This window comes from Ruegeria sp. CH8 (assembly GCF_056536985.1).
The window spans coordinates 130,732-156,328 of sequence record NZ_JBQFQR010000009.1 but is presented as its reverse complement, the minus strand read 5'-3'; the positions used below and the strand labels follow the sequence as shown (position 1 = coordinate 156,328).

Here is a 25,597-nt window from a genome sequence, read left to right as displayed (position 1 = left end):
AGCCGGAAAGGGCCCAAGACATGTTCCAGAATGCCAATCCCGTCAAATCCGCCTGGGGGTCGCTGCGCAAAGGCTTTGTTGCGGTCGCGGTCTTCAGCCTGTTTCTGAACCTTCTGATGCTGGCCGGACCGTTGTACATGCTGCAGGTCTATGACCGCGTACTGACCAGCCAGAATGCCGATACTCTGATCGCCCTGTCGCTACTGCTGGCCGGGGTTTTTGTGGTGATCGCCTGCCTTGACCTGATGCGGATGCGCATCCTTGGCCGCCTGGCCGCCCGGTTCGAGCTGAGCGTCGGCGCCCCCGTTCTTGGCGCTGCCATGCGCCGCCGGGTCCAGGGTGAAAGCGATGCTGGCGAAAATCTGGTCGAAGACGTGAACGGCTTTCGCGAGTTTATCTCAGGTACCACTCTGACCGCATTCTTCGATGCGCCCTGGATACCGATTTACTTGTTGGTGCTGTATGTTCTGCACCCGTTTCTGGGCCTACTCGGTCTGGCCGGAGCTGCCACCCTGACCCTCATGGTGCTGATCAACAACGCCCGCGCCCGAACGCCGATGCAACAGGCATCGCAGGCGCGGGGGCGCTCGGATGCACTGTTCAAGACCAGCGATAACAACGCCGAGCTGGTTCATGCGTTGGGCATGAAGGACGATCTGGTGCGCCGTTGGACTGCCCTGCAGGCGGATGCGCATCAGCACAAGACCCGTACTGCAGATCGGATCGCCAGCTTTTCGGTAATGTCCAAAACCATACGCATGGGCCTGCAGTCAGCGGCTCTTGGCCTTGGGGCCGCGCTTGCAATCACCGGAGAGTCCACCGCAGGTGTGATGATCGCCGCGACCATCGTTCTGGCCCGCGCACTGGCCCCGATTGACCAGTTGATCGGCCAGTGGCGTACGTTTCTGGCCGCACGCGGTTCGTACAGCAAAATCAAGCAATTAACCGAGGACTTTACTGAGGCACCGGCCAACCTGCATCTGCCGCGTGCATTCAAGTCGCTGGATGTTCGCATCGCGCAGGCGGCCCCTCCGCGTGCGCTGAATGCCACCCTTCGTGGAATTGATTTCAACCTGAAAGCCGGAGATGTTCTGGCCGTGATCGGCCAAAGCGGGTCGGGCAAGACCACTCTGGGCAAAATGCTGGCCGGTATCTGGCATCCACAACGCGGCGAGGTTCTGCTGGACGGCAGCCCGATGTCGAAATGGAATGCCGAGGATCTGGGCAAGCAGATCGGTTACCTGCCTCAGGACGTAGAACTGTTCGATGGCACCATTCGCGAAAACATCGGCCGGTTCTCAACTGCAATTGATGACGCTGAAATCCTGCGCGCTGCCCGAGAAGCCGGGGTGCATGAGCTAATCAGCGGCCTACCCGACGGGTATGAAACCCGCATCGGGCAGGGGTTCTTTTTGTCCGGCGGTCAGCGTCAGAGACTGGCTCTGGCCCGGGCGCTGTATGGCGATCCGTTTGTGTTGGTTCTGGACGAACCCAACTCGGACTTGGATGCCGAGGGGGAGCAGGCCCTTCGCGATGCCTTGCTGGCCATGCACGACCGGGGCGCGATTGCGATCGTCATGACCCATCGCCCGGCCACGTTGCAGGCGGCCAACAAGGTACTGGTTCTGCGCAATGGCGGTCAGGCTCAGTTTGGCGACAAACAGGACGTGTTGAAGGTGAACAGCCGCAACGTGTTGCAGACACACCCACGCCGGGAAACCGAAACTCAGATCGCAGGAGCAGCGCAATGACGGACCTGATAAACTACACATCTTCCCGCAACGCGGTTGGTTTCCATGAGGCGCAGCTAAAGGAGATCACCGATGCGTCATCCAGCATTGGGCGGTATGTGCTGTTCGGACTGTTCACTCTGGCGGTGTTCGTCGGTGGCAGTGCCTATTGGGCCTTCGCCTCGAAACTAGACGGGGCCGTGGTCGCACCTGCCTCGTTCGTCGTCGAAGGCGACCGCAAGACTGTCGAGCATCTGGACGGCGGCATCATCCAGTCCATTCTGGTGACAGACGGGCAATTCGTCGAGGCCGGGCAGCCTTTGGTACAACTCGACAGCACCGAGATCGACGTAGACCTTAGCGTGCAGGGCAGCCAGTTGGGAGAGCTTTCGGTCCGCCGTGCCCGCCTGTTGGCGCAGATGAGCGAACAGGCCGCGTTTAACGAAGACACCGCGTTGGCCGGGTTTCGCGAAGGCATGGAGCGTTTGCACTGGGTGTCCCCATACCTGACCCAGAAACAACTGTTCGACACCGAAGCCCGCGCGCGGCGCACCGAAGCACAGATCAATGCGCAACGGATCACCGGTCTGCGCAACCAGATCGCGGGTTTGAACGAGCAGCGAAAGGCAACGCAAAACCAGATGGACATCACGCGAGCAGAACTGACGAACCTGCAATCGTTGCTGGCCAAGGGGCTGGTCGCCGTCACACGGGTCAGCGCACGGCAGATCGAACTGGAACGGCTCGGCGGGGTCGATGCCTCGTTGCGGACCCAGATCGCGCAGGCCGAGGATCGGGTGCAGGAGTTGGAGCTGTCGCTACTCAGCCAACAAAAACTGCGCGATGAGGCCATCGCAGGGGAACTGGCCGTGGTTGAAGCCCAGCTTGATCTGGTCCGCCCGCAATTTGCAGGAACTCAAGCCCGGCTGAAGCGAGCGCAGGTTCTGGCACCCACCAGTGGGCGTGTGGTGAACCTTGGCGTATCGACGACAGGCGGCGTTATCCGTCCGGGTGAGCCGATCATGGATATCGTTCCCGCCGATCAGTCGTTGATCGTTGAGGCGCGGGTCAATACAGGTGACATCGACAAGCTGCGGGTTGGTCAGTCTACTCGCATCCGTTTGTCAGCCTTCGCGCAAGCGGACGTGCCCGAGGCAAGTGGCCGGATTTTCGATATCTCAGCAGATGCGCTAGAGGATGAACGCACGGGTGAGCCTTACTACAAGGCGCGGGTCAAGCTGGATGCCGAGCAACCGCAGGACGTTGCTGCGTTGGAGTTGGTGCCCGGTATGCCTGCCGATCTTTTCGTAAATACCGGCGAACGAGCTGTGTTCAGTTATCTGTCGCAACCGATCAGCGACCGGTTGGCTAGAACGTTCATCGAATAACTTCGGGCATTCGTGCCTAAAAATTGGGCGCGAACGCTTAGTTTGATGGAAAATTCGTCAGTGCGGATTTACATCCCGCATCTGCAGATTTCTACTTCGGGGGCAATGAACGATGCCGCTGCCTCTACCCTGCCGCTTCTGGTGTTTTCCGATCTGGATGGCACTTTATTGGATCACCACGATTACGGCTGGGACGCGGCCAGACCCGGCCTTGCCCTTCTGACAGAACTGGGCGCAGGTCTGGTTTTGGCCAGCAGCAAAACGGCAGCGGAAATCCGGCCTTTGCAGGGGGACATGGGCCTGACCCATTTGCCCGCCATCGTCGAAAACGGGGCGGGGATACTTTGGCCGGACAAGTCCAATAGTGATGATGACGACGCGTATTTGCGCCTTCGGAACATTCTAAGGTCTCTGCCGAAAGGTTTCGTCGGTTTTTGCGATTTGACCGACCAAGAAGTGGCGCAAAAAACGGGTTTGAGTCTTGCACAAGCTGCCCTTGCCAAACAACGCAATTTCAGTGAGCCGGGGCTGTGGACTGGTTCGGAAACCAGTTTGCAAACGTTCCTTTCTGCCGCTGCGAGCGCAGGTCTATTTGCTCGGCAGGGAGGGAGGTTTCTGACCCTATGCTTCGGCAAGACCAAAGCGGACGCGATGAAGGACATTGTTGAACATCTGCAACCTGTGCGCACCATTGCTTTGGGTGATGCGCCTAATGACAGTGAAATGATCTGTGCGGCGGATCAGGGTGTGATCATCGCCAATCCGGACGGCCCCTCCATCCCTCCCTTCTCGCCCGAAATCGAGGCGCGGATTCTCAGAACAACTCAGAGCGGCCCACGCGGCTGGTCCGAAGCGATCCTGACACTGACGGCAGGGCTCTGATACAAAAAAGGCACAAGACATGGCAGATTTTCATCAGAACGGTAACATCACCACCCTTCACAACCTGCGCAGCAGACCCGCAGGGCAACTGGCGCATGAAATCTCGGTCTTTGCGGAAACGCGCAAGATTACCCTGATCCTTCCCTGCCTGTATTCCGAACTGGAAGGTCCCGCATTGGCGGGCATTCTGAAGGAGTTAAAGCAGGTTCCCTATCTGCACCGCATCATCATCGGTCTGGATCAGGCAGATGAAGCGCAATATCGCCACGCCCGCGCGTTTTTTGCCGATCTGCCGCAAAACCACGCGGTGATCTGGAATGACAGCCCGCGCCTGACCCAGCTTGAGGCACATCTGCGCGGGATGGGATTGGCCCCGCAGGAACCCGGCAAGGGCAAGAATGTCTGGTCCTGCATCGGGTACCTGCTGGCCTGCGCCGACAGTTCGGTGATGGCTATCCATGATTGCGATATCGTCACCTATGACCGGCAAATGCTGGACCGGTTGGTCTATCCGGTCGTCAACCCGACCTTTCCATTCCAGATGGCCAAAGGGTTCTATCCCCGCGTTGGCGAGGGCAAGTTGAATGGCCGCGTTACGCGCTTGCTTGTCAGCCCGCTGTTGATCGCGCTGAAGAAGGTGATCGGAGACCGAGACTACCTCGATTACCTGCGCAGCTTCCGCTATCCGCTGTCGGGGGAGTTCGCCATCCGCACCCCCACCCTGCCCGACCTGCGCATTCCTTCGGACTGGGGTTTAGAGATCGGCGTTCTGTCCGAGGCTTGGCGCAATCTAGCTCCGAAATCGGTCTGTCAGGTCGAGATCGCGGACAATTACGACCACAAGCATCAGGACCTGTCGCCCGAGGATGCCAACCGTGGCCTATCCCGCATGTCCACCGATATATGCAAGGCGATTTTCCGCAAACTGGCCGCCGATGGCACGGTGTTCACACCCAACACGTTCCGCACACTCAAGGCCACTTACTACCGATCCGCGCTGGACCTGTTGGAGGGCTACTATACCGACGCCAAGATGAACGGTCTGGAATTGGACCGCCACAAGGAAGAAAAGTCCATCGAGCTGTTTGCTGAGAACATCATCCGCGCCGGTCAGGTTTTCCTCGATAACCCGCACGAGACGCCGTTCATCCCGACGTGGAACCGTGTCCATTCGGCAGATCCTGAGTTCCTGTTGCGCCTGAAGGCGGCAGTGTCCGAAGATTTAAAGGAGTTCACACCCGGTTCGTGATCCAGCGGCACTGATACGGCGCCAGCACAATATCCGGGCTGTTGGTCGCAAGGATTTCTCCGGTCAGCGCATCGGTCCAGACCTCCTCGGCGATCATGTTGATTTCGGCGGGGCTGACATGCACCGGTTCGGACGAGACATTGTGCAGCGCAAAGATCGACTGGCTGCGGTCCAGGCTCTGCCGCCAGATGCCAAAGACGTGGTCGTCCAGCCGCAGCGTGAATTGCGTGGCATTCGGGTGGAACGCCTGTTGCTGTGCCCGCAGACGCAGACGGCGCGACAATTCCGACAGCACCAGCGCCTGATTGGACCCCGGATCGGCCAGCCGTGCCAGCAGATCGGGATAATGCCAGCGATGCCGGTTGATCGCCCGGTTCATGCCGCGTCGCTCAACCGCCTCGTGATCGTTGGGAGTGGCCAGCAGGGAGTGAATGTAAAAGGCCGGTATCCCCTCCAACGACATGACGATGGTCTGCGAGCAGATGAACCGGGCCAGATGGTATTCATCCGTGCCGTCGAACGTTTCGGCCATCGCTTCGAAATACCCGCAGTTCAGCTCATAAGGCTCCTCGCGCCCGTCCGGCAGCGCTCGCATGGACACCAGCCCGCCGATCCGGCGCACGGTATCGATCATGCGCTCTTTTTCTTCGGGGGGAAGGACCCCTTCGGCGGGGCGCATCCCGATGCCGTCATGGCTGGCCGTGAAATTCAGATAGGCACAGCCCAACTGGGCGGGCGGCATCGCGGCCTGCCATTCGCGCAAGTAGCGCGCCGTACCCGATTGCATCGCGTGCAGGATCAGCGGCGGCAGAGGAAAGTTGTAAACCGCGTGTGCCTCATTCCTGTTGCCGAAATAACTGAGGTTTTCAGTGCGCGGCACGTTGGTCTCGGTCAGCAGAACCAGCGTTTCGGTGGTGTAGTCGCACAACAGCCGCAGCAGTTGCACGATGGCGTGGGTCTGCGGCAAGTGGATGCAATTGGTGCCGATCTCTTTCCAGACAAAGGCCACTGCATCCAGCCGCAGAATACGCACTCCCTTGTCGATATGCAGGCGGATGATCCGCAGCATCTCAACCAACACTTCGGGGTTCGAGAAATCCAAATCCACTTGATCGTGACTGAAGGTACACCAGACGTATTTTTCTCCCTGATTGGTGTCGACCTGCCGCAACAGAGGCGTGGTGCGCGGGCGCACGACCTGAGACAGGTCATCCTCGGGCGAGGCTTCAAAAAAGAACCGGTCGTGCGGAGATTTCCCCTGCAGGAAATTGGTGAACCATGCACCCTGGCTTGAGACATGGTTCAGCACCAGATCGGACATCAGGTGAAAGTCGTCCGCGATCCGGGTGATATCCGTCCAATCCCCCAATTGCGGACTGACGGCATAATAGTCGGACACCGCAAACCCGTCATCCGAGGTGAACGGAAAGAACGGCAGAATGTGTACACCGTTTACCACACCGCTCAGGTGCCGGATCAGGAAATCATGCAGCAGGTCCAATGGCTTGTGGGCCTGATCCTCGATCGAGTTTCCATAGGTGATCAGGACGCTGTCTTTCTCCGACCACAGTTTGTTGCCTGGCTTACGCCCCTGTTTGCGCCGATGCGTCCCCTCGGGCCAGAAGGCCTGCGTGATCTGGCGGGCCAGTTCAGCTTGATCATGATCGGGGTAAACCTGAACTAGCAGATCGTTCAGTCGTCGGGAAAAGCTGGTGTTCGCACTGGTCAAGGGTCACAGGGCCTTCGCTGTATCCGCCTGATGGTTTTCCAGAACGGTCCCCCTGTCAAACATCAACTGTTTAATCGGCCTTTCTTTAGGCATACGCCCGCGCGCCTGCCCAAATCTTGATCAGACCCCATAGCGAGCCATGAACATATCCACCGCTTGCAGCGCGATGGTGTCGATCTCCGATTGGCTGAAATTGGTCTGGATACCCAGAGCGGCTTTGGTCCAGATCCGCACCTTGCAGAGTTCCGAAAACTGCTCGGCGGCAATCTGAAGGTCTTCAATTGCCAGTTCGCCCTTTTTTACCGCCTTTTCCAAGTATTCAACCATATGCCGCTGGCCGTTCTGCGGCCCGGCTTCGAAAAACACCGTCCCAAGTTCCGGGAATCTGTCCCGTTCGGCCACACAGATCCGAAATACCTGTTGCGAGAAATCTGACACCAGAAAAGCGGTCAGTTGAGTTGCTGTAATCGTCAGAACTTCGCGCGCGGGTTTGGAATCATCGATCATCGAGATGACGTTTTCGGCCATCCGTTTGCACTCGGTCTGCGCGACCTCCATGAACAACAGCCGTTTGTCGGGGAAATAACTATAGAGCGTTGCCTTGGACACACCGGCAGCGCGCGCGATGTCATCGACGCTTGCGCCTTCGAACCCATCCGCCATGAAAACCTCTCGGGCGCCACGCAAAACCTGATCGAATTTGCGACCCGTACGAAGGATGGCGGCTGTCTCTGTCATGGGCTCTCCTTGGTTAGATGATCCCCTAAAACTATAAACCGTTCGGTTCAGATACAACGATTCGCGTAAACCCTTGCCTGCGACGTGGTGAATTCCGTTCATTTTCGCGTCAGGACCTAGTGCTTGCTGGTTAAGTCGGCTAAAGGCTTGCCGCTCCGTCAAACAATGCTAACACTCTCGCCATGGTCGATATCTTTCTACGAACGCTTCCGTTTTTCGCGATCATCGGCCTGGGGTACTGGGCCGGGCGCAGCCGGTTTTTCACCGAGGAAGCAACGGCCTACCTGACCAAATTTGTGTTCTTCTTTGCGCTGTCGGCAATGCTGTTCCGCTTTGCCGCCACACTGCCCTTTGTCGAGATTTTCAACGGCCGCCTTGTCCTAGGTTATCTGCTGGGCACCGTCGTGGTCTATGTGCTGGCGACACTGGTGGCGTGGTTGCGCGGGCTCGACATCCCCACCGCCGCCGTCGAAGCCCAATGCGCCGCTATCGGCAATGTCGGCTTTCTGGGCCTACCGATGCTGGCCCTGTTGCTGTCCGAAGCCGCCATCGGGCCGGTAATGCTGGTCCTGACGGTTGATCTGGTGGTGTTTTCGTCCCTGATCGTCATTTTGATCAATGCCGGGCGCGACGGGCGGCTGACGCCCGCGACCCTGCGACTGATCGGGCTGGGACTGCTTAAAAACCCAATGATCGTATCGATATCCGCCGGGATGTTGTGGTCGGCGTTTCAGGTGCCGGTTCCGGGACCGCTGAACGACTTTCTGACTATTCTGGGCGGGGCCGCCACGCCGGGAGCACTGTTTGCAATCGGGGCCTCGCTGGCTTCCAAGTCGGCCGAACGCGTGCAGGTCGCAGGCTGGCTGAGCTTTTGCAAACTGGTCATCCACCCGGCCTGCGTTGCTGTGGCGCTGCTGTGGGTGATTCCGGTGGCCGCGTTTCCGGCTGCGGTGGCCATTGCCGCCGCCGCTCTGCCGGTGGCGGGGAATGTATATATGCTGGCGGCACATTACGGCGTGGCCCCGCATCGGGCATCGGCGGCCATCCTGTTGTCCACGGCGGCCAGTATCCTGACCGTACCGGTTGTGATTGCCTGGGTCGCAACACACTGAGCTTCATCTTTTAAAAAATACTCTCGCCGAAGGCGCGCGGCCTTTACGCCGCGCCCTTGGAGGGTTAGCCATATCGCGACCCAAAGCTAAGGACCCTGCCAGATGGAAACCCTTTCGGAAAACGCCTGTTTCGGTGGCGTTCAGGGCGTTTACCGCCATACCTCCGCAGCCTGCCAATGCGACATGACTTTTGGCCTGTTTCTTCCCACCGAGGCCAAAGACGGCCCGGTTCCGGTTCTGTGGTATCTGTCCGGCCTGACCTGCACCCATGAAAACGCCATGACCAAGGCGGGCGCTCAGGCCTGGGCGGCCGAACAAGGCATTGCCGTTGTCTTCCCAGACACCTCGCCCCGCGGCGAGGGCGTGGCCGATCACGACGATTACGATCTGGGCCAGGGCGCGGGGTTCTATGTGAACGCAACGCAATCCCCCTGGGCGCCGCATTTTAACATGTGGGATTATGTGGCCGAAGAACTACCGGCTTTGCTGGCTGAAAACTTTGCCATCGACATGGACCGTCAGGCCATCACCGGCCACTCGATGGGCGGTCACGGCGCGCTGACGCTGGCGATGAACCTGCCGGGGCGGTTCCGGTCGGTTTCCGCCTTTGCGCCGATCTCGAACCCGACCGGTTCGGATTGGGGCCGCAAACAGTTGAGCGCCTATCTGGGTGAGGATGAGGCCGCATGGGCCAAGCACGACGCCTCGGGTCTGATGAAGGAAAAAGGCTTCGATGGCCCGATCCTGATCGACACCGGCACCAATGATCAGTTCATCGACCTGCTGCGCCCCGAGGCGCTGGCGCAGGCCATTTTCGAGCGCCGTCAGCAGGCCACCTATCGCCTGCAGCCCGGTTACGATCACTCCTATTTCTTCGTTTCCACCTTCATGGAAGACCACGTCACCTTCCACGCCGAAGCGCTGTACGGAGACTAAGACATGAGCAATTTCGACTATGACCTGATCATCATCGGGTCCGGTCCGTCTGGGCGGGCGGCAGCGATTCAGGCTGGCAAACTGAAGCGTCGTGTATTGGTGATCGACCGCAAGGACCGGTTCGGTGGCGTGTCGGTGCATACCGGCACCATCCCCTCGAAGACGCTGCGCGAAACGGTACTGAACCTGTCCGGCTGGCGCGAGCGCAGCTTTTACGGCCGCTCGTACCGGGTCAAAGACCAGATCCGGGCCGAGGACCTCAAGGCGCGTCTGCACATGACGCTGGATCACGAGGTCGACGTGCTGGAGCATCAGTTCAACCGCAACCACGTGGAAACGCTGAATGGTCTGGCCAAATTCGTCGGTCCGCATGAGGTTGAGGTCGCAACAGATGCTGGCGAAACCACGCGTCTGACGGCGGCCAAATTCCTGATAGCGACCGGAACCAAAACCTATCGCCCGGACTATGTGCCCTTCAACGGTAAGACGATCGTAGACGGGGATGAGTTCCTTGAGATGGCCGAAATCCCCCGCTCGCTGGTGGTGATCGGGGCCGGGGTGATCGGCGTCGAATATGCCACCATGTTCTCGGCGCTGGATGTGCGGGTGACGCTGATCGAGCCGCGCGACACGTTTCTGGATTTCATCGACAGCCGTCTGATCCATGATTTCACCCATCAGATCCGCGAAAACGGCGTAGATCTGCGGCTGGGCTCTGCGGTCGAAAAGATCGAGGATGCGGGTGCCCATGTTGAACTGACGCTGGAAAATGGCCGTCACGTCCGGGCCGAGATGCTGTTGTTCGCCGCTGGGCGGATGGGCGCGACGTCCAAGCTTAATTTGGACGCCGTCGAGCTGGAAACCGATCACCGCAACCGGATCAAGGTGGATCGCAAGACCTACCAGACCGCTGTGCCTCATATCTACGCAACCGGGGATGTGATCGGGCACCCGTCGCTCGCCTCGACGTCCTTGCAGCAAGGCCGTGTGGCCGCCTGTCATGCGCTGGACACGCCCACCCTGCCCGAAAGCCCGTGGTATCCGTACGGCATCTACTCGGTGCCCGAGATCTCCACCTGCGGAATGTCCGAGGAAGAACTACAGGAACGCGGTATTCCCTATGAGGTCGGCGTGGCGCGATTCCGCGAAACCTCGCGCGGACATATCATGGGGCTAGAGCATGGGATGCTGAAGATGCTGTTCTCGCTGAAAACCCGCCGGGTGCTTGGCGTGCAGATCGTCGGCGAAGGCGCCACCGAGCTGATCCACATCGCGCAGGCGGTGCTGAACCTGAAAGGTACGGTGGACTACTTCGTGCAGAATACCTTCAACTATCCGACGCTGGCCGAAGCCTACAAGATCGCGGGTCTCGACGCGTTCAACCGGATGCCGATCCCCGAAGAGTTCAAGGTGCGCAAGAAATCCGCTGAGCCTGCGAAGAAACAGGTCAAGAAGGCGTGACTACGCTTTATGTCGATGGCGATGCCTGCCCGGTGAAGGCCGAGGCCGAACGGGTGGCAACCCGGCACAAGGTCCCGATGGCGCTGGTCTCGAATGGCGGGCTTCGGCCATCGGCGAACCCTCTGGTACAGGTCGTCATCGTGGCGGAAGGCGCGGACGAGGCGGATAAGTGGATTGCCGAACGCTGCGGGCCCGGTGATGTGGTGGTGACCTCGGACATACCGCTGGCCGCGAAATGCGTCGAGGCCGGGGCGCGGGTGCTACGCCCAAATGGTGAGGCGTTCACAGCAGCCAATATCGGCCAGCAACTGGCGATGCGCGACCTGATGGCCGATCTGCGGGCGGCTAATCCGTTAGGGGCTGGTGGCGGTGGCAAACCTTTTGGCAAGGCGGACCGATCCCGGTTCTTGGATTCGCTGGAGCGGGAATTGAGGGCAGCCCTGCGGGGCTAACTCTCCCGCACGTCGGCGATGCATCATAGGTGCGTCTTCTCCGGTTGGGCCAGGCAGCGCTGCGCGCTGCGGTTCCGCCCTTGTAAGTTCGGGCGGGGATTGGTTCAGTCGGCGTAAACTGAGATTGATTTAACAGGTGCACATCATGCCGATTGAAGCCGTGATTTTCGACATCGGGAACGTTCTGATCGAATGGCAGCCCGAACGCTACTACGACAAGGTGATCGGTGAAGAGCGCCGCCGCGCCATGTTCTCCGAGGTTGATCTACACGGGATGAACGATTTGGTGGATCAGGGGCATCATTTCACCGACACCATCTATGACTGGGCCGAAAAATACCCCGAATGGCGCGATGAGATTCGCATGTGGCATGACAAGTGGATAGAACTGGCCGCGCCCGAGATCCCGCATTCCGTTCGTCTGCAACGGGCCTTGCGCGCCAAGAAAATACCGGTTTTTGCGTTGACCAATTTCGGGGTGCAAAATTTCGACTATGCCACCACAGTCTACCCGTTTCTGAACGAGTTCGACCGGCAGTACGTCTCGGGCCGTATGAAGGCAGTCAAACCGCATGTTCCAATCTATGAGATGGTCGAGGCTGATTGCGGAGTAGCGCCCGGGGCCTTGCTGTTCGCGGATGACCGGATCGACAATATCGAAACGGCACGTGCACGCGGATGGCAGACGCATCACTTTACCGATCCGCAGGGCTGGGCCGACCGGCTGGTGGCCGAGGGTCTGCTGTCTGAGGACGAGGCGAAGTAGTTCAGGCCGGCACTGCGGAGGGAGTACGGTTCTCGCGGATGGGCAGAAGGACGATGGCGCTGAAGGCGCCTACGGCCACACCAATCCACCAGACCATCGTGTAGTCGCCGTAGACGTCATACATACGGCCACCCAACCAGACCCCGAGGAAGCCTCCGATCTGGTGGCTGAGGAAGATAAAGCCGTAGAGCGTGCCCATGTAGCGCAGCCCATACAGATGCGCGACAAGGCCCGAGGTCAGTGGAACCGTCGCCAGCCAGAGCGAGCCCATGACGATCGAAAACACGATGACCGACATCGGAGTGATCGGCATGATGATGAAGATCGCCGCCGCCAAAGTGCGACCGGTATAGATGGCCGCCAGCAGGTATTTCTTGGGGAAATGATTGCCTGCCCAACCGGCCAGCAACGTGCCGCCGATATTGGCCAGTCCCACCAGCGAGATGGCCACCGCCCCAAGGGCCGAAGTGGTTGTGATGCCCAGCGAATGGAGGACGCCGCCGGGCTGGATCGGGCCGCACATCTCGGTCACGAAGGCGGGGAAATGCGCGGTAATGAAGGCCAGTTGATAGCCGCAGCTAAAAAAACCCAGAAAGATCATGGCGTAAGACGGATCGCGGAAGGCGCGGCCCAAGATTTGGCTCATGCTCTCTTCCAGTTCCGCCTTGCTGACCGGCTGAGGCGCGCGCATGAAGGGCAGTGTCAGCACAAGCGCGAGGACCGCGGCGGCGAAGACGATGAAAACCTGTTGCCACGGCAAGAAGCTCAGCAGCCACTCGGCTGTCGGAGCACCGATCACCTGACCGAAACTGCCCGCCGCCGTGACAATGGCCAGTGACATCGAGCGGTTCTTGTCGGACGACGCGCGACCGACCACCGCCAGCACCACGCCGAACCCAGTGCCTGCGATGCCGAAGCCCACAAGCCAGGCATACATCTGGTGCCCGAACGGTGTGATCGACCAGGCCGACAGCACCATGCCTGCCGCGTAGGTCAGCGCCCCAAGGATGATCGCCTTGCGGTCCCCGACCTTTTCGGCAATCGCGGCAAAGATCGGTTGTCCGATCCCCCAGGCGAGGTTTTGGATGGCGATGGCCAGCGAGAAGTCAGTCCGCAGCCAACCAAACTCACTGGCAATCGGGATCTGGAACACCCCGAATGAGGCGCGCACAGCGAAACTGACCGTTATGATGATACATCCAACGATCAGGATTGGGTTCAGCAGGCGAGCGGTTTGCGGCATTCAGACCTCGGGGAATTAGCTTGCTGAGGTTTAGCGGTTTTGCACACAGCGTCAAATCAGCAGATTTGCGGTTTCAGTTAAGGAAAATTGATGCGTCGACAAAATGGCTGCTTTTCAAGCCTTAAAGGGGGCGCTATGGCTCGGCTTCATGACGGATTTAGTTTCGCTTTATAACGACCGCATTGCCGAGGGCATTCTGACACGGGATGACGCGCAAGAGGCCGTGCTGCCGCATTTCGAGCGCATCCGCGCAGCCCTTGCCGCTCCGGTCAAGCGGGGGCTGTTTCGCAAGGCCCCTCCGCCGCCGAAAGGATTATATCTGTGGGGTGGCGTCGGGCGCGGCAAGTCGATGCTGATGGATATGTTTGTCGATGCGCTGGGGGATATCCCCGCGCGGCGGGTGCATTTCCATGCGTTCATGCAGGAAATCCACGCGGGAATGCACAAAGCCCGCCAGGATGGTGTCGAGGATGCGCTGGCCCCGGTGGCGCAGGAGGTTGTGAAGACGGTCAAGCTGCTGGCCTTTGATGAGATGCAGATCACCGACATCACCGATGCGATGATCGTGGGGCGGTTGTTTGACCTGTTGTATGAGGGCGGGGTTGTGGTCGCGACGACTTCGAACCGGCATCCCGATGATCTGTACAAGGACGGGCTGAACCGTCAGCTGTTTCTGCCCTTCATAGCCCATATCAAGGAACAGTTGCAGGTGTGGGAGCTGGTCTCACCCACAGATTACCGTCAGAACAGGCTTGAGGGAGCGCCGGTCTATTTTGCGCCTATCGGTCCGGAAGCGAGGCAGAGCGTTCGCAGTGTTTGGAACGACTTGTCGGGTGGCAATGCCGAGCCGTTGATCCTACAGGTCAAAGGTCGCGCGGTTGAATTGCCGGCTTTTCGCAACGGGGTTGCACGGGCGTCGTTTTATGATTTGTGCGGGCGGATGCTGGGACCTGCGGATTACCTGGCGATTGCCGAGGAACTGAAGGTTCTGGTTCTGGAAGACATTCCACGTCTGTCGCGGAACAACTTTAACGAAGCCAGACGCTTCGTGACCCTGATCGATGCACTGTATGAAGCGAAGGTGCGCCTGATCTGTTCCGCCGCGGCTGAGCCCGAGATGCTGTATGTCGAGGGCGAAGGAACATTTGAATTTGAACGCACCGCTTCGCGCCTTCGGGAAATGCAGGATCAGGATTGGGGGAAATAGGGGGCTCTGCCCCCGCCGCGCTTTGCGCGACTCCCCCCGGGATATTTTTGGCCAGATGAAGCTTTACGGGCTAACTTCACCCGTTTTCGCGCAGAATGTTACCGGCCAGGTAAAGCGAGCCGCAAATCAGCACGCGGGCCTGCGGGTTTTCCGCAATGATTTTCGTCAATGCATCTGAGACACTATCGGCGGTGGTCGCAGGCAGATCGACCCTGGCCGCAGCGGCGGCGGTGTCTTCGGCGCTGAGCGTGGCGGCCTCTCCGGGGATGGAGACGGCGGTCAGGCTTTGGGCGCGCTTCGCCAGCGGAGCCAAATAGCCGGTGACGTCCTTGGTATTAAGCATACCGCAGATCATATGTGTCGGGCGGTCGGGTAGCTTGGCCAGAACATCGGCCAAGGCGATCCCGGCAGCGGCGTTGTGGCCGCCATCCAACCACAGTTCAGCCTGCGGGGCTGCCTCGATCAGAGGCCCGGTTTTCAAGCGTTGCATCCGCGCGGGCCATTCGGCTTTGGTCACGGCGGCTTCATAGGCGTCTTCGCCCATATTCAGGTGGCGCAGAACGGCCAGCGCGGCGCCTGCGTTCTGAATCTGGTGTGCGCCCAACAGGTTCGGCAGTGGCAGATCGCGCAGGCCGGTTTCATCCTGATAGATCAGCCGTGCGTTTTCTTCGTGCACGTGCCAGTGCTGGCCGTGAATCAGCAGCGGAGCCCCAAGACGTGCGGCGGTGTATTCGATGACCTCCAGCGCTTGGTCCTGTTGCGGGCCGACGATGCAGGGCACGCCGGGTTTGATAATGCCCGCCTTTTCGGCAGCGATTTTGCCAAGCGTGTCGCCCAGAAATTGTTCATGGTCGATCGACACTGGCGTGATCACCGTGACGGCGGGTTCATGAACGACATTGGTGGCGTCCAGACGGCCGCCAAGTCCGACTTCAAGCAGAGTGTAATCCGCCTGCGCCCGGGCAAAGGCCAGCAGGGCGGCACAAGTCGTGATCTCGAAATAGGTTATGTTTTCGCCGCTGTTCGCGGCATAGCATTCATCCAGAACCGCCGTGAGGTCAGTCTCGGAGATCAACTCTCCTGCCAGTCGGATGCGTTCGTGAAACCGCGCCAGATGCGGCGAGGTATAGGCATGGGCCGACAGGCCTGCCCCCTCAAGCCCGGCGCGGATCATTGCCTGGGTCGAGCCTTTGCCGTTTGTGCCAGCGATGTGGATTACCGGCGGTAGTTTGGTCTGCGGGTTGTCCAGCGCGCCCAGCAGACGCCAGACACGATCCAAGGTCAGGTCAATGATCTTGGGGTGCAGGGCCATCATCCGGTCAAGGATGACGTCAGATGTCTGGCCGGTCATTTCTCGGCCGCGTCCTCAGCCGGTGCTTCGGCAGGGGTCTCTTCGGGCTCGGGGGCAGGCAGGTCGCCTTTCACCGCCGGAGGCTGGTTCATCAGCATACGCGTGATGGTGATCAACTCTTCGCGCATCTCGGTGCGTTTGGTGACGCGGTCCAGCATCCCGTGATCCAACAGGTATTCGGCGCGCTGGAACCCTTCGGGCAGTTTTTCTCGGATGGTCTGTTCGATCACGCGCGGCCCGGCAAAGCAGATCAGCGCGTTGGGTTCGGAAATATGCACGTCCCCCAGCATCGCATAAGACGCGGTCACGCCCCCGGTGGTCGGGTGGGTCAGCACGACGATGTAAGGCAGGTTCGCCTCTTTCAGCATCTCGACAGCCACTGTGGTCCGCGGCATCTGCATCAGGCTGAGGATACCTTCCTGCATCCGCGCACCGCCCGCAGCCGAAAACAGGATCAGCGGGCGCTTGAGTTTCACGGCTTCTTGGGCGGCGGCGATGATGGCATTGCCGACATACATACCCATCGACCCGCCCATGAACGAAAAATCCTGCGCGGCGGCAACAATTGGCGTGCGGCCAATTTCACCAGCGGCGACCAGCATCGCCTCTTTCTCTCCGGTCTTTTTCTGCGCGGCTTTCATGCGGTCCGGGTATTTCTTCTGATCGCGGAACTGCAGCGGGTCATCTTTCGGCGCTGGCACCTCAACCTCGGTGAAAATTCCACCGTCAAACAGGTGCTTGAACCGGTCGCGCGGGGTGATCGCCATGTGGTGACCGCATTGGGTGCAGACGTTCTGGTTTTCCGCCAACTCGCGGTGGAACAGCATCGTGCCGCATTCGTCGCACTTGTGCCAAAGGTTTTCGGGCACTTCCCGGCGCGAGAAGATCGAGTTGATCCGGGGGCGGACGTAGTTTGTGATCCAGTTCATGTCGGAACCTTGTTATGCGGCTTTGACGTCAAATAAGACGCAACGGAAGGAAATGCAATCAACGCCTGAGTGCAAGACGCGCAGTAAGCCAGCAGACAATCATCACCGCGAAATCCACGAATAGCCATTGCCGAAGCATCCCGGTTTCGGTCATCTCATAGGGCAGCAGATAAAGCGCAAGCCCGCTGAGGGTGTCGGGCAGCGAGATGAACAGCAACGCGACAGTATTGTTGAGGAAATGCAAGGCAATAGCAGGTCCCAGCGTCCCGGATCTGGCGGTCAGGTCGGCGGCTAACAGGCCGAAGACAAAGGCCCAGATCGCTACGAGTAAGGCATTATCCCCACTCACTCCCGGTGCATAGTGGCCAGCTGCAAATAATAAGGAAGGTACGCCCATCCATATTACCGGAGACCGGAATCTGGCTGCCAAGGATTGCTGGATATATCCGCGAAACAGGACTTCCTCGGCGCTGGTTTGAATCAGCACTGCAGTTGCCGACACCGGAAGCAGCAACAACCACGTGGGCAAGGCGAGGTTCTGGGTCAGCGGTTTGCCCATTTCGTATGGCGGCAAAAGGGCCATAACCACGCCCAAGGCCGTCAGAGCCAGCGCTACGAGAACGAATTGTTGCCGGAACAGGGTGCGCTGCCCCAGAATCGCCCTTAACGATCGGCGCTGCATTTGTCGCGCCGCAACAGCGACGCCCAGCGTCAGAAATCCGAAGCTCATCAGCAGAACCAGTGTTGCGAAGGTTGAGGTTCCACGCAGAAAGCCTTGCGCCTGATCCGGAGGGATCAGACCGCCGATGAGGGCGAACAGAACGGAATTCAGCGTCAAGTACAGTACGACGACAATAAGCAAACCGACCAGCAGGCGCCAAAGCTCGGGTCGGGCGCGGGCGTCGGCCACTAGCTGTTCATGGGCGGAATAGGCGGCGGGTTCACGCATTGTTGCCGGTGCTTTCGCCTTCGATGGTTTGCGGTAAATCCGGGAAGACATCGGCGGTGTTTTGCACCGTGTTGAGCCTGTTGGACAAGGTAGTCAGATAACCTGCAACCGTCTGCAACAGTTGAACCGCGACTGACGCGTCGCTTTCGATTACGGCCCGCAACTCCTCGGCGCCGATGCGCAGGAAGGTGCAATCCGTGGTGGCTTCCAGATCCAGTTGGCGCAGATCACCGGTGATGATCGACAGATCTCCGATCAGACGACCGGGTTCGATGACCGATATGGTGCGCTTGCCGCCCCCTTCTTCGGTCCAGATCAGATTGGCCTGCCCTTTGATACACAGATAGGCCGCATCGGGGGCCTGTCCTCGGGTGAAGACCATCTGCCCCTCGGCTACCTCGTACCATTGTGCCGAGAAGGCCAGCAGACGCTGGTTCCGTGCGTCGATGCCTGAAAACAGCTCGGTTGAGGCGATAATTTGCAGCTTACGGCTGAGATCAGCCGAGGCTCCGTCTTCGTGGCGGTCCTGGGTCCGCGCGACACCATCGATGCGACCATCCTTGATCTCGACAAACAAATCATAGGCCTCGGGGTGGGCAAAGTGATCCTCCATGAAAATCATGATCGAGTCGGGCAGAAGTTCCCGCAACCGCAGGCGCGTACGCAAGCGGCTTTGAGAATCGTGGCTGGCCAGTGCCTTGTCGAGGATCAGAATGTCAGGGCGTTTGATCCCCGCCCGCGAAAACGCCGCGCGTTCCTGAAACACGGTCGGCAGGTTGTTTCCACCCAACCCGGTGGGCAGGTCGAACATGGTCGATGCTGCTCGCCGCCGCAGACCGGCCTCGTTGACAGCCTGCGCCACCACGTCCTCGATCTCTTCAGAATGGGCGCCCGCCATCAACGAGACCCGGCCATAGAGCGCGTTCTCCATCACAGTCAGCCGTGGCAGGTAATTGTCCGGCGACAGCGGTACGAACATGCCGTCCAGTGCCCCGCGCAACCGTTCGGCGTGGTCTTTTCGAATGGATAGGATCTTGTCCTTGTATTTCTCCGGGAAGTCGGGGCCAATCTGCTCGGCTGTCAACAGGAACGGAATAGTCAGCAACAGTGAGCGTTCAGATTCGCTGATATCTCCGTCTCCTTTGGACTTGCGGCGATCCTTGATGTCGAGCAGGCGGTGATACATGTCTTTCGACATCCCCAAGCGCAGAAACAGAGGGTGATCCGTCCCGTCGCGCCCAAAGGCCTGATCCAGTGTCTCAAGCACGGCACTGGCCATGGTCATGGCATCTTCGGCCAGCTCATGCATCCCGAACATGTTCCTAAACCGCGCGTCACTGGCCAGAGAGTCCGGCGTGATATCCCTTGCTGGGGTGGCGAACAGCAGGTTGCCGCCAAGCGGTACGGCGGGATTAAAGCGTTCAGGATCAAAGCGATAGACATGACGATCCAACCCTTTTTCCCTCAGCCGTTCTGAGACCGTTTCACGCAAGTCAACGACCCCTTGCGCCAGAACCGGGTGCAGTTGCGGGTCAAACCGCGTGCGCAGGGTGCGCCGCAGCATGAACTCGTCGATCCCCATCGCCTCGACCAGTTTGAACCACCAGTCCCGGATGTCGTCGATATCGTCCAGCCCGGCCAGATCCGGATCGATCCACTCGTCAGTCAGCGAATCCGTCGGATTTCCTGCGCGTGCAGCCTCAATCTGCCACCGGTTCGGCGATTGTGCCGCGTCGGCCTCGTGTTGCGGGTGTGGGCGCAGCGGCATCAACAGATTGTCGCCCAACGTACCGTTGAACAGGTATGGCCGGGAATATGCATAGCCGATCCGGGCCGCGATCACGGTCTGGTGCAGGTCTTTCAGGTTGTGACCGGCCATGATGACGTCGCCCTGCACCGGCAGGACCTCTCGGGTCAGCACCTGTGCCAGCGCATTGCGTTCTGACGCATGACCTGATTGGATCGCCACGCGGGCGCCCTTTGGAATGGTCAGGTCGATATCTTCCAAAATGGTTTTGCCGTCATCATCGCGCACGGTCACATTGCGCAGTTCAATTTCGCCGGTCAGATGAGGAATCACCTCTGGCTCGCCCACGAACAGCTCTTCCGGGATCATTTTCGAGGGCGCAAAGCGTTCGGTTACCACCTCCCATCGCAGGGACATGTCCTGAACCTGATTGTAATAGGTCAGCAGGTCCTTCCACGGGCCGCTAAGATCCTTATAGGCGCCAAGCGCCGCGACCAGTGCACCAACCGTGACCTCTCCCTTGATCGCCAGATAGCCGCCGACCGAGTAAAACAGGAACGGCGTCATCTGCGTGATCAGGTTGTTGAGGAACTTCATGAAGAATTTCTTGTTGTAGATCTTGAAACGGATCTCGAACAAGAGCCCCAACCGGTGGCTGAACTGCGCCAGCCTGTAACGCCAGCCGCCGTTGGTGCGCAGATCGCTGATGCCCGCCGCGCTTTCGCCGATCTCTGAGCTTAGGTTGCGCACCTCCTGAATGCGTTCCTTGTTCAGCAGGTTGATCTGGCGCTGCAATTTCGGGATCAGCCACGCCTGCAGTGGGATCAGCGCAATACTGGCGAGCCCGAACCACACGCTCTGCATGAACAGGAAGGTGACGATGGTCATCATCTGGCCAAACTGGAACACCGGCTGGGCGATCGCGTCGCCCATCAGCCCTCCCATCGGCTCCGCCTCGGAGGTGATCATCGAAACCAACTCGCCCTGACTGGTGGTGGCGAAATAGGATTTCGGGAAGCGCATGGTGCGGTGGATCAGGGTGAACCGCAGCCGACGCAGCATCCGTTCGGCCAGAATGCCCTTCATCGTGTTGATGCGCATCTTCATCAACCCGCTGGCGATCACCGTGGCCAGAAAGGCAAAGCACAGGATCATCAGATACTGCACCTGAGTCACAGTGAATCCCAGCACTGCGACCGAGTCACTGGGAGCGCCGATGGCACCGTTGATGATCTGCTTGGGCAGCTCAAGCGAGGCATAGAGGAACGGAAACGACAGGACGGTCAACAACAGCAGGACAAGCTGTTGTTTCCTGGAGTGTTTCCAGATGAATGCGAACAGAGTGGGTTCCATGCCCCGGACGTGCCTCAAATCTTTTGGATGCGATTTTGGGTTGATCAAACGCAATCAGGTGACAGACGGTACGCACTGGTCCCAACGATTGCAAGAATGCGGAGGGGTAACAGATTGCCACCGGGTTGACCATCCGCCCGGCCGTTCACGAATTTGAGAGTTTTGATCCTCAATATCGTTTATTCACCTTTTACCCCTGCGCCGTCTTTGACTAAACAGGGGCACATTCTGAATGATGGGGCCATGGGCAGACTTCTGGATCGTTATATTCACCGCCGGGTTATCGCGCGTTGGCGCGAAGCGTTGCGCGGTGCAGCTGAAGCGCCCGAGCCGCAGCTGCGCCAACAGCGGGACGAAGCCCGTAAGCTGCGCTCGCAACTGGATATGCTGATCCACAAAGCCGATGGCCGTCTGGCCCGCCCCCGAATGGGATCGATGCAGTTTCCAAAACCGCTGGGCACGGACTGGTGCTGGCGACCGGATCTGTGGCGCGGTCCACTGTCGCGCCCCGGGGTGGCCTCGGCCCCGCGCAGGGCGCAGATGGATCGGCAGGTAACGCTGTTTCATGACTGCCCTCTGGCCGAAATCGGGATGCGACAAACCCGGAACTCCAGCGACAAGGATCTGGCCGCGTTTGGGCTGACGGTCGATGTGTTCGGATTTTCAGGCTCGTTCCTGTCCCTGTCCGTGGAACTGCCACCCGAGGCCGCGCACGGGCTGACCAAACAGCATTTGATGCGCGCCGACGTACAGATTGAGTTGGAACAGCCACTCGAGATGTTCGCGCGCCTTAACATACAGCACGGCCCCAACACCGAGCAGGTGCTGCGCAAACTGGACCTTTCCAACCCATCCAATTCGGTGGACTTCGATCTGGCCCACCTGCCCCTGAACGAATCGCGGATCGAGAAGATCTGGCTGGACCTGATTTTCGACAATCCCCGAATGAACCGCGCCACGCTGCGCGACCTAACCTTCTGCCGCCACCACCGCGCCGATTTGTGAAAGTGCCGACCATGACGCATCCGATATTGACCCCTATCCGGTTCGAAAATGGCATCTGGCAGGGGCATCTTCAGGCTGACACCGAGCCACGGGTGGAAGTGCGCTATCTGGGTGAAACCCTGGACGATGTGCAAGTTTCGGCATCTGAAGGCGGGTGGGACCTGACGATTCCCGTGCCTGTAGTCGCGCTGTCGGATGGGGTCCATTGCTTTGTGATCGCAGATGCGGCGAGCTCGGAAAAGCTTGGCGATTTCACGATCATCGCAGGCACCCCCGCAGCGGATGATCTGCGGGCCGAGGTCGAGCTTTTGCGCGCCGAACTGGATATGCTGAAACGCGCCTTTCGCCGGGCGCAAAGCAGCGCCAGGTAATCGGTCCGAGGCAAGTCCCTATCTTTTCAGCGGAATTCCGTGCATCCTAGGGTGACCCGCAACAGCCTGGGCAAGCTCATGGATCGCAGCAGCATCGTCAAAGTCATTGCGTTGATGGTCACGGGGTTCGGGATCGGCATCGACTTTACCGGCGCATTGATCCTGGTTCCGGCCATTGAGAACAGCTTCGATGCGGATATCACCAGCACGCAGTGGGTTCTGAATATCTACGCCCTGTTCTTCGCCATGACCATGGTCGCTGGGGGGCGCATGGGCGATATGTTCGGGCACCGCAAGATGATGTTGATCGGGTTGTCGATCTTCCTGTTCTCGTCGGTCATGTGCTTTGTCTCGCCCAGCCTGGACTTCTTGATTGTTGCCCGTGCCCTGCAAGGGATCGGAGCTGGGTGTGTATGGCCTTGCACGCTCGCTTTTGGCGCAACCAAAGTCTCGCACCCGGAACACCGGGCCATGATCATGGGGCTGATCCTTGCAGGCGTGACATGCGGCAACGTCTTTGGGCCTTTGATCAGCGGAGCGGCGGTGAATTTTGGGGATTGGAGGCTATTTTTCCTCGCAAACGTGGCGTTTTCGACCATTTCGATGGTGACCGCCCTGCTGCTGATGCAACGTGAAACCCAGCACAAACAGGGGGAACATATCGACTTTGCCGGGATGGCCGTGCTGTCCTTTGCCGTTTTGCTGTTGCTCTACGGGCTGGATGTCGGCGCGGACTGGGGCTGGACCTCGGCCCCGTTGCTGATGCTGTTTTTTGTCAGCGCGGTGCTGTTCGTTCTGTTCCCGCAGGTGGAAAAACGTGTGAAAGAGCCGCTGTTGCTTCCTCAAATGATGGCCAACCGCGAATTTCGCATCACCTTGGGGCTAAACATGTTCAACGTGTCAGCCGCGTTCGTCGGGCTGATGTATTTTCCGCAATACATGCAAAAGGTTCTGGGGTGGTCGACGCTGCAATCGGCCTTTGGTTTGGCACCTCTGACCATTCTGTTGGCCGTGGGGTCCATCGTGTCCGGCAAGCTTTATAACGATTTCGGTCCCAAGCGGCTGTTATTCTGGGGCTATCTCTGCGCCACAGTTGGTGCAGCCAGCGTTGTCATAATGCCCAGCAACTTCGGTTATTTCCAGATCCTGCCCGGCATGGCCATGATCGGGCTGGGGGCTACTCTGACGGTCGGGCCATCCGGAACCGCCGCCGTTTGTGCCGTAAAACCGGGACGGGCGGGGCTGGTTGGCGGGCTGAGTTTCATGACCCATCTGGTCTATGGTGCCATCTCGGTCGCTTGCGCCACGGCGATCATGTACCTTGTCAGCTTGCGCAGTTTGGGTGACCAACTGACAGCCGCCGGGATCGACATTTCCGAAGCCGGTCAGCGTGCGATCAATGGGGGTACATTGACCACATCTTCCGCGAAAGCCGTTATGGAGAATCTGAGTACCGCCGAGGCCGAAAAGGTCAAATCAGCCATTGCCGCTGCTTTTGACACTGGAATGAACACGGCCTTCATCTTCGCGACCCTGTCCGTTTCGGTTGGCGTCTTGCTAGCGATGATGCTGGATGAGGAAAAGCTGCATAAGGTGGAAAGCTGACCCACCTGCAAGGAAAAAGGGCCGCCTGATCCGGCGGCCCTTTTTTGTTACTGAGACGGCCCGTTCGGGTTGAAGGCCGACAGACCCTTCAGGATGTCGATGGCATAGGCCAATTGATAATCCTGCTCCCGCAACTCAGCAGTGGCTTCGGCGCGAGCGCGGTCTTCCTCAATCTGACGGATTTCATCCTCGCTGAGGCTGTCATTGTTCAGGCTGCCGCGCAGATCGGCCTCGGAACGCGAAGGACGATCAGACTCCTCCTCGTCCGTGTTCGGAGTGGGGCGCGGTTGTTCGACGATGATGTCAGGGCTGACACCAAGCGCCTGAATCGAGCGGCCCGACGGTGTGTAGTAGCGCGATGTAGTCAAGCGCATAGCACCGTCGCCGCGCAGCGGCATGACGGTCTGGACCGAACCTTTTCCAAAGCTCTTGGTGCCGACCACGATGGCGCGGCGGTGATCCTGCAGCGCACCGGCTACAATCTCGGATGCTGAGGCCGAACCGCTATTGATCAGAACCACGATCGGCTTGCCTTCGGCCAGATCGCCGGGGGTCGCGTTGAAACGTTCGCCTTCGCCCAGATCACGGCCACGGGTCGATACGATCTCACCCTCGTTCAGAAACGCATCCGAGACTTTGATCGCCTGAGTCAGCAAACCACCGGGGTTGTTGCGCAGGTCCAGAACAAAGCCGTTGATCTTGTCGATGCCACCAGCTTCTTCGATCTGTTCGTTCAAACCTTCCTCAAGGTTCGGGAAGGTCTGATCGTTGAAGGTAGTCACACGCAGCACAACGCTGGTCCCTTCGGTGCGGGCGCGAACAGCGGTCAGTTTGATCGTGTCGCGGATGATGGTGACGTCAAACGGGTCTGTCTCACCCTCGCGCACGACAGTGATCACGATTTCTGAACCAACAGGACCGCGCATCAGATCCACGGCCTTATCCAGCGTCAAACCCAGAATACTTTCGCCATCCACGTGGGTGATAAAATCCCCTGCCTCGATACCTGCTTCATCCGCTGGCGTGTCATCGATAGGGGAGACGACTTTAACAAAGCCATCTTCCTGCGTGACCTCAATGCCCAGCCCACCGAATTCACCGCGGGTCTGGACCCGCATTTGCTCGGCATCGTCTGGTGATAGATAGCTGGAATGCGGATCCAGCGAGGTCAACATCCCGTCAATGGCGGCTTCGATCAGCTCTTCGGGCTCAACTTCTTCAACATATTGCGCGCGAATGCGTTCGAAGATGTCGCCAAACAGGTCCAGTTGCTCATAGACACTGGCCTTGCTCTCGGCCTCCTGCGCCAGCAGAGGGCCCGCGATTTGTGTGGTTGCGATTATGCCTGCCACGGTTCCGGCCAGACCGGCCATCACAAATTTCTTCATACGTGT

Annotated in this window: 21 protein-coding genes; 13 read left to right on the top strand and 8 right to left on the bottom strand. The window is 59.1% G+C overall.

The window, feature by feature from the left end:
* Positions 1 to 20 precede the first annotated feature (20 nt).
* The 4 genes from ACR0ER_RS12460 to ACR0ER_RS12445 are packed head-to-tail and all read left to right on the top strand — an operon-like array spanning position 21 to position 5,249.
* Positions 21 to 1,751: a type I secretion system permease/ATPase gene (locus ACR0ER_RS12460; protein ID WP_480769201.1), complete on the top strand. Its 1,731-nt coding sequence runs from the start codon at positions 21 to 23 to the stop codon at positions 1,749 to 1,751.
* Complete coding sequence (locus ACR0ER_RS12455) at positions 1,748 to 3,118, top strand: HlyD family type I secretion periplasmic adaptor subunit (RefSeq protein WP_480769200.1); 1,371 nt, start codon at positions 1,748 to 1,750, stop codon at positions 3,116 to 3,118. The genes ACR0ER_RS12460 and ACR0ER_RS12455 overlap by 4 nt, the downstream gene beginning before the upstream one ends.
* A gap of 45 nt (positions 3,119 to 3,163) precedes the next feature.
* A complete protein-coding gene (locus ACR0ER_RS12450; protein ID WP_480769199.1) occupies positions 3,164 to 4,000 on the top strand; it encodes an HAD-IIB family hydrolase in 837 nt (278 codons plus the stop codon).
* A 19-nt stretch (positions 4,001 to 4,019) separates the two neighbouring features.
* A complete protein-coding gene (locus ACR0ER_RS12445; RefSeq protein WP_480769198.1) occupies positions 4,020 to 5,249 on the top strand; it encodes a glycosyltransferase family protein in 1,230 nt (409 codons plus the stop codon).
* On the opposite strand, the gene ACR0ER_RS12440 is transcribed toward ACR0ER_RS12445, so the two are convergent.
* Together ACR0ER_RS12440 and ACR0ER_RS12435 are read right to left on the bottom strand one after the other, a co-directional pair.
* The gene (locus tag ACR0ER_RS12440) at positions 5,233 to 6,978 is read right to left on the bottom strand and encodes a sugar phosphorylase (protein WP_480769197.1); all 1,746 of its coding nucleotides are present in this window, start codon (positions 6,976 to 6,978) and stop codon (positions 5,233 to 5,235) included. The two genes, ACR0ER_RS12445 and ACR0ER_RS12440, sit on opposite strands and share 17 nt — an antisense overlap.
* 120 nt (positions 6,979 to 7,098) lie before the next feature.
* Entirely contained in the window at positions 7,099 to 7,716 is a 618-nt protein-coding gene (locus ACR0ER_RS12435) for a TetR/AcrR family transcriptional regulator (protein ID WP_170330394.1), read from the bottom strand.
* Positions 7,717 to 7,898: 182 nt separating this feature from the next.
* Here ACR0ER_RS12435 and ACR0ER_RS12430 point away from each other — a divergent pair, with 182 nt between their 5' ends.
* The 5 genes from ACR0ER_RS12430 (at position 7,899) to ACR0ER_RS12410 (ending at position 12,443) form a co-directional block, all read left to right on the top strand.
* Positions 7,899 to 8,828, top strand: coding sequence for an AEC family transporter (locus tag ACR0ER_RS12430; RefSeq protein WP_480769196.1), 930 nt, complete (start codon positions 7,899 to 7,901; stop codon positions 8,826 to 8,828).
* A gap of 102 nt (positions 8,829 to 8,930) precedes the next feature.
* Positions 8,931 to 9,764 carry an S-formylglutathione hydrolase gene (gene fghA / locus ACR0ER_RS12425; protein WP_480769195.1) on the top strand — a complete coding sequence of 278 codons (834 nt, stop codon included), beginning with the start codon at positions 8,931 to 8,933 and terminating at the stop codon, positions 9,762 to 9,764.
* 3 nt (positions 9,765 to 9,767) lie between these two features.
* Complete coding sequence (sthA, locus tag ACR0ER_RS12420; protein ID WP_480769194.1) at positions 9,768 to 11,225, top strand: Si-specific NAD(P)(+) transhydrogenase; 1,458 nt, start codon at positions 9,768 to 9,770, stop codon at positions 11,223 to 11,225.
* A complete protein-coding gene (locus ACR0ER_RS12415) occupies positions 11,222 to 11,677 on the top strand; it encodes a YaiI/YqxD family protein (protein WP_480769193.1) in 456 nt (151 codons plus the stop codon). Before sthA ends, ACR0ER_RS12415 begins: the two co-directional genes overlap by 4 nt.
* Positions 11,678 to 11,822: 145 nt before the next feature.
* A complete protein-coding gene (locus tag ACR0ER_RS12410; RefSeq protein WP_480769192.1) occupies positions 11,823 to 12,443 on the top strand; it encodes an HAD family hydrolase in 621 nt (206 codons plus the stop codon).
* A 1-nt stretch (position 12,444) separates the two neighbouring features.
* Here ACR0ER_RS12410 and ACR0ER_RS12405 read toward each other — a convergent pair whose 3' ends face one another.
* Positions 12,445 to 13,686 (bottom strand): MFS transporter, encoded by a 1,242-nt coding sequence (locus ACR0ER_RS12405; RefSeq protein ID WP_480769191.1) that lies wholly within the window; start codon positions 13,684 to 13,686, stop codon positions 12,445 to 12,447.
* Between the two features lie 148 nt (positions 13,687 to 13,834).
* On the opposite strand from ACR0ER_RS12405, the gene zapE reads away from it, so the two are divergent.
* The gene (gene zapE / locus ACR0ER_RS12400) at positions 13,835 to 14,893 is read left to right on the top strand and encodes a cell division protein ZapE (RefSeq protein ID WP_480769190.1); all 1,059 of its coding nucleotides are present in this window, start codon (positions 13,835 to 13,837) and stop codon (positions 14,891 to 14,893) included.
* Positions 14,894 to 14,969: 76 nt separating this feature from the next.
* Here zapE and ACR0ER_RS12395 read toward each other — a convergent pair whose 3' ends face one another.
* The 4 genes from ACR0ER_RS12395 to ACR0ER_RS12380 are packed head-to-tail and all read right to left on the bottom strand — an operon-like array spanning position 14,970 to position 21,222.
* Positions 14,970 to 16,244, bottom strand: coding sequence for a bifunctional folylpolyglutamate synthase/dihydrofolate synthase (locus ACR0ER_RS12395; RefSeq protein ID WP_480769189.1), 1,275 nt, complete (start codon positions 16,242 to 16,244; stop codon positions 14,970 to 14,972).
* Positions 16,241 to 17,173 carry an acetyl-CoA carboxylase, carboxyltransferase subunit beta gene (accD, locus tag ACR0ER_RS12390; protein WP_480769188.1) on the bottom strand — a complete coding sequence of 311 codons (933 nt, stop codon included), beginning with the start codon at positions 17,171 to 17,173 and terminating at the stop codon, positions 16,241 to 16,243. Before accD ends, ACR0ER_RS12395 begins: the two co-directional genes overlap by 4 nt.
* A 58-nt stretch (positions 17,174 to 17,231) precedes the next feature.
* Positions 17,232 to 18,122, bottom strand: coding sequence for a CPBP family intramembrane glutamic endopeptidase (locus ACR0ER_RS12385; RefSeq protein ID WP_480769187.1), 891 nt, complete (start codon positions 18,120 to 18,122; stop codon positions 17,232 to 17,234).
* Entirely contained in the window at positions 18,115 to 21,222 is a 3,108-nt protein-coding gene (locus ACR0ER_RS12380) for an ABC transporter transmembrane domain-containing protein (RefSeq protein ID WP_480769186.1), read from the bottom strand. Before ACR0ER_RS12380 ends, ACR0ER_RS12385 begins: the two co-directional genes overlap by 8 nt.
* Before the next feature lie 243 nt (positions 21,223 to 21,465).
* Between ACR0ER_RS12380 and ACR0ER_RS12375 the strand changes: the two genes are divergently transcribed.
* The 3 genes from ACR0ER_RS12375 to ACR0ER_RS12365 all read left to right on the top strand — a co-directional run bounded on the left by ACR0ER_RS12375 (position 21,466) and on the right by ACR0ER_RS12365 (position 24,203).
* Positions 21,466 to 22,227: a DUF6478 family protein gene (locus ACR0ER_RS12375; protein WP_480769185.1), complete on the top strand. Its 762-nt coding sequence runs from the start codon at positions 21,466 to 21,468 to the stop codon at positions 22,225 to 22,227.
* Between the two features lie 11 nt (positions 22,228 to 22,238).
* Positions 22,239 to 22,598, top strand: a complete 360-nt coding sequence (locus tag ACR0ER_RS12370; protein ID WP_480769184.1) for a hypothetical protein — start codon at positions 22,239 to 22,241, stop codon at positions 22,596 to 22,598.
* Positions 22,599 to 22,676: 78 nt separating this feature from the next.
* Positions 22,677 to 24,203: an MFS transporter gene (locus ACR0ER_RS12365; protein ID WP_480769183.1), complete on the top strand. Its 1,527-nt coding sequence runs from the start codon at positions 22,677 to 22,679 to the stop codon at positions 24,201 to 24,203.
* A 47-nt stretch (positions 24,204 to 24,250) separates the two neighbouring features.
* Here ACR0ER_RS12365 and ACR0ER_RS12360 read toward each other — a convergent pair whose 3' ends face one another.
* The gene (locus tag ACR0ER_RS12360) at positions 24,251 to 25,591 is read right to left on the bottom strand and encodes a S41 family peptidase (protein WP_480769182.1); all 1,341 of its coding nucleotides are present in this window, start codon (positions 25,589 to 25,591) and stop codon (positions 24,251 to 24,253) included.
* Between the last annotated feature and the right edge of the window lie 6 nt (positions 25,592 to 25,597).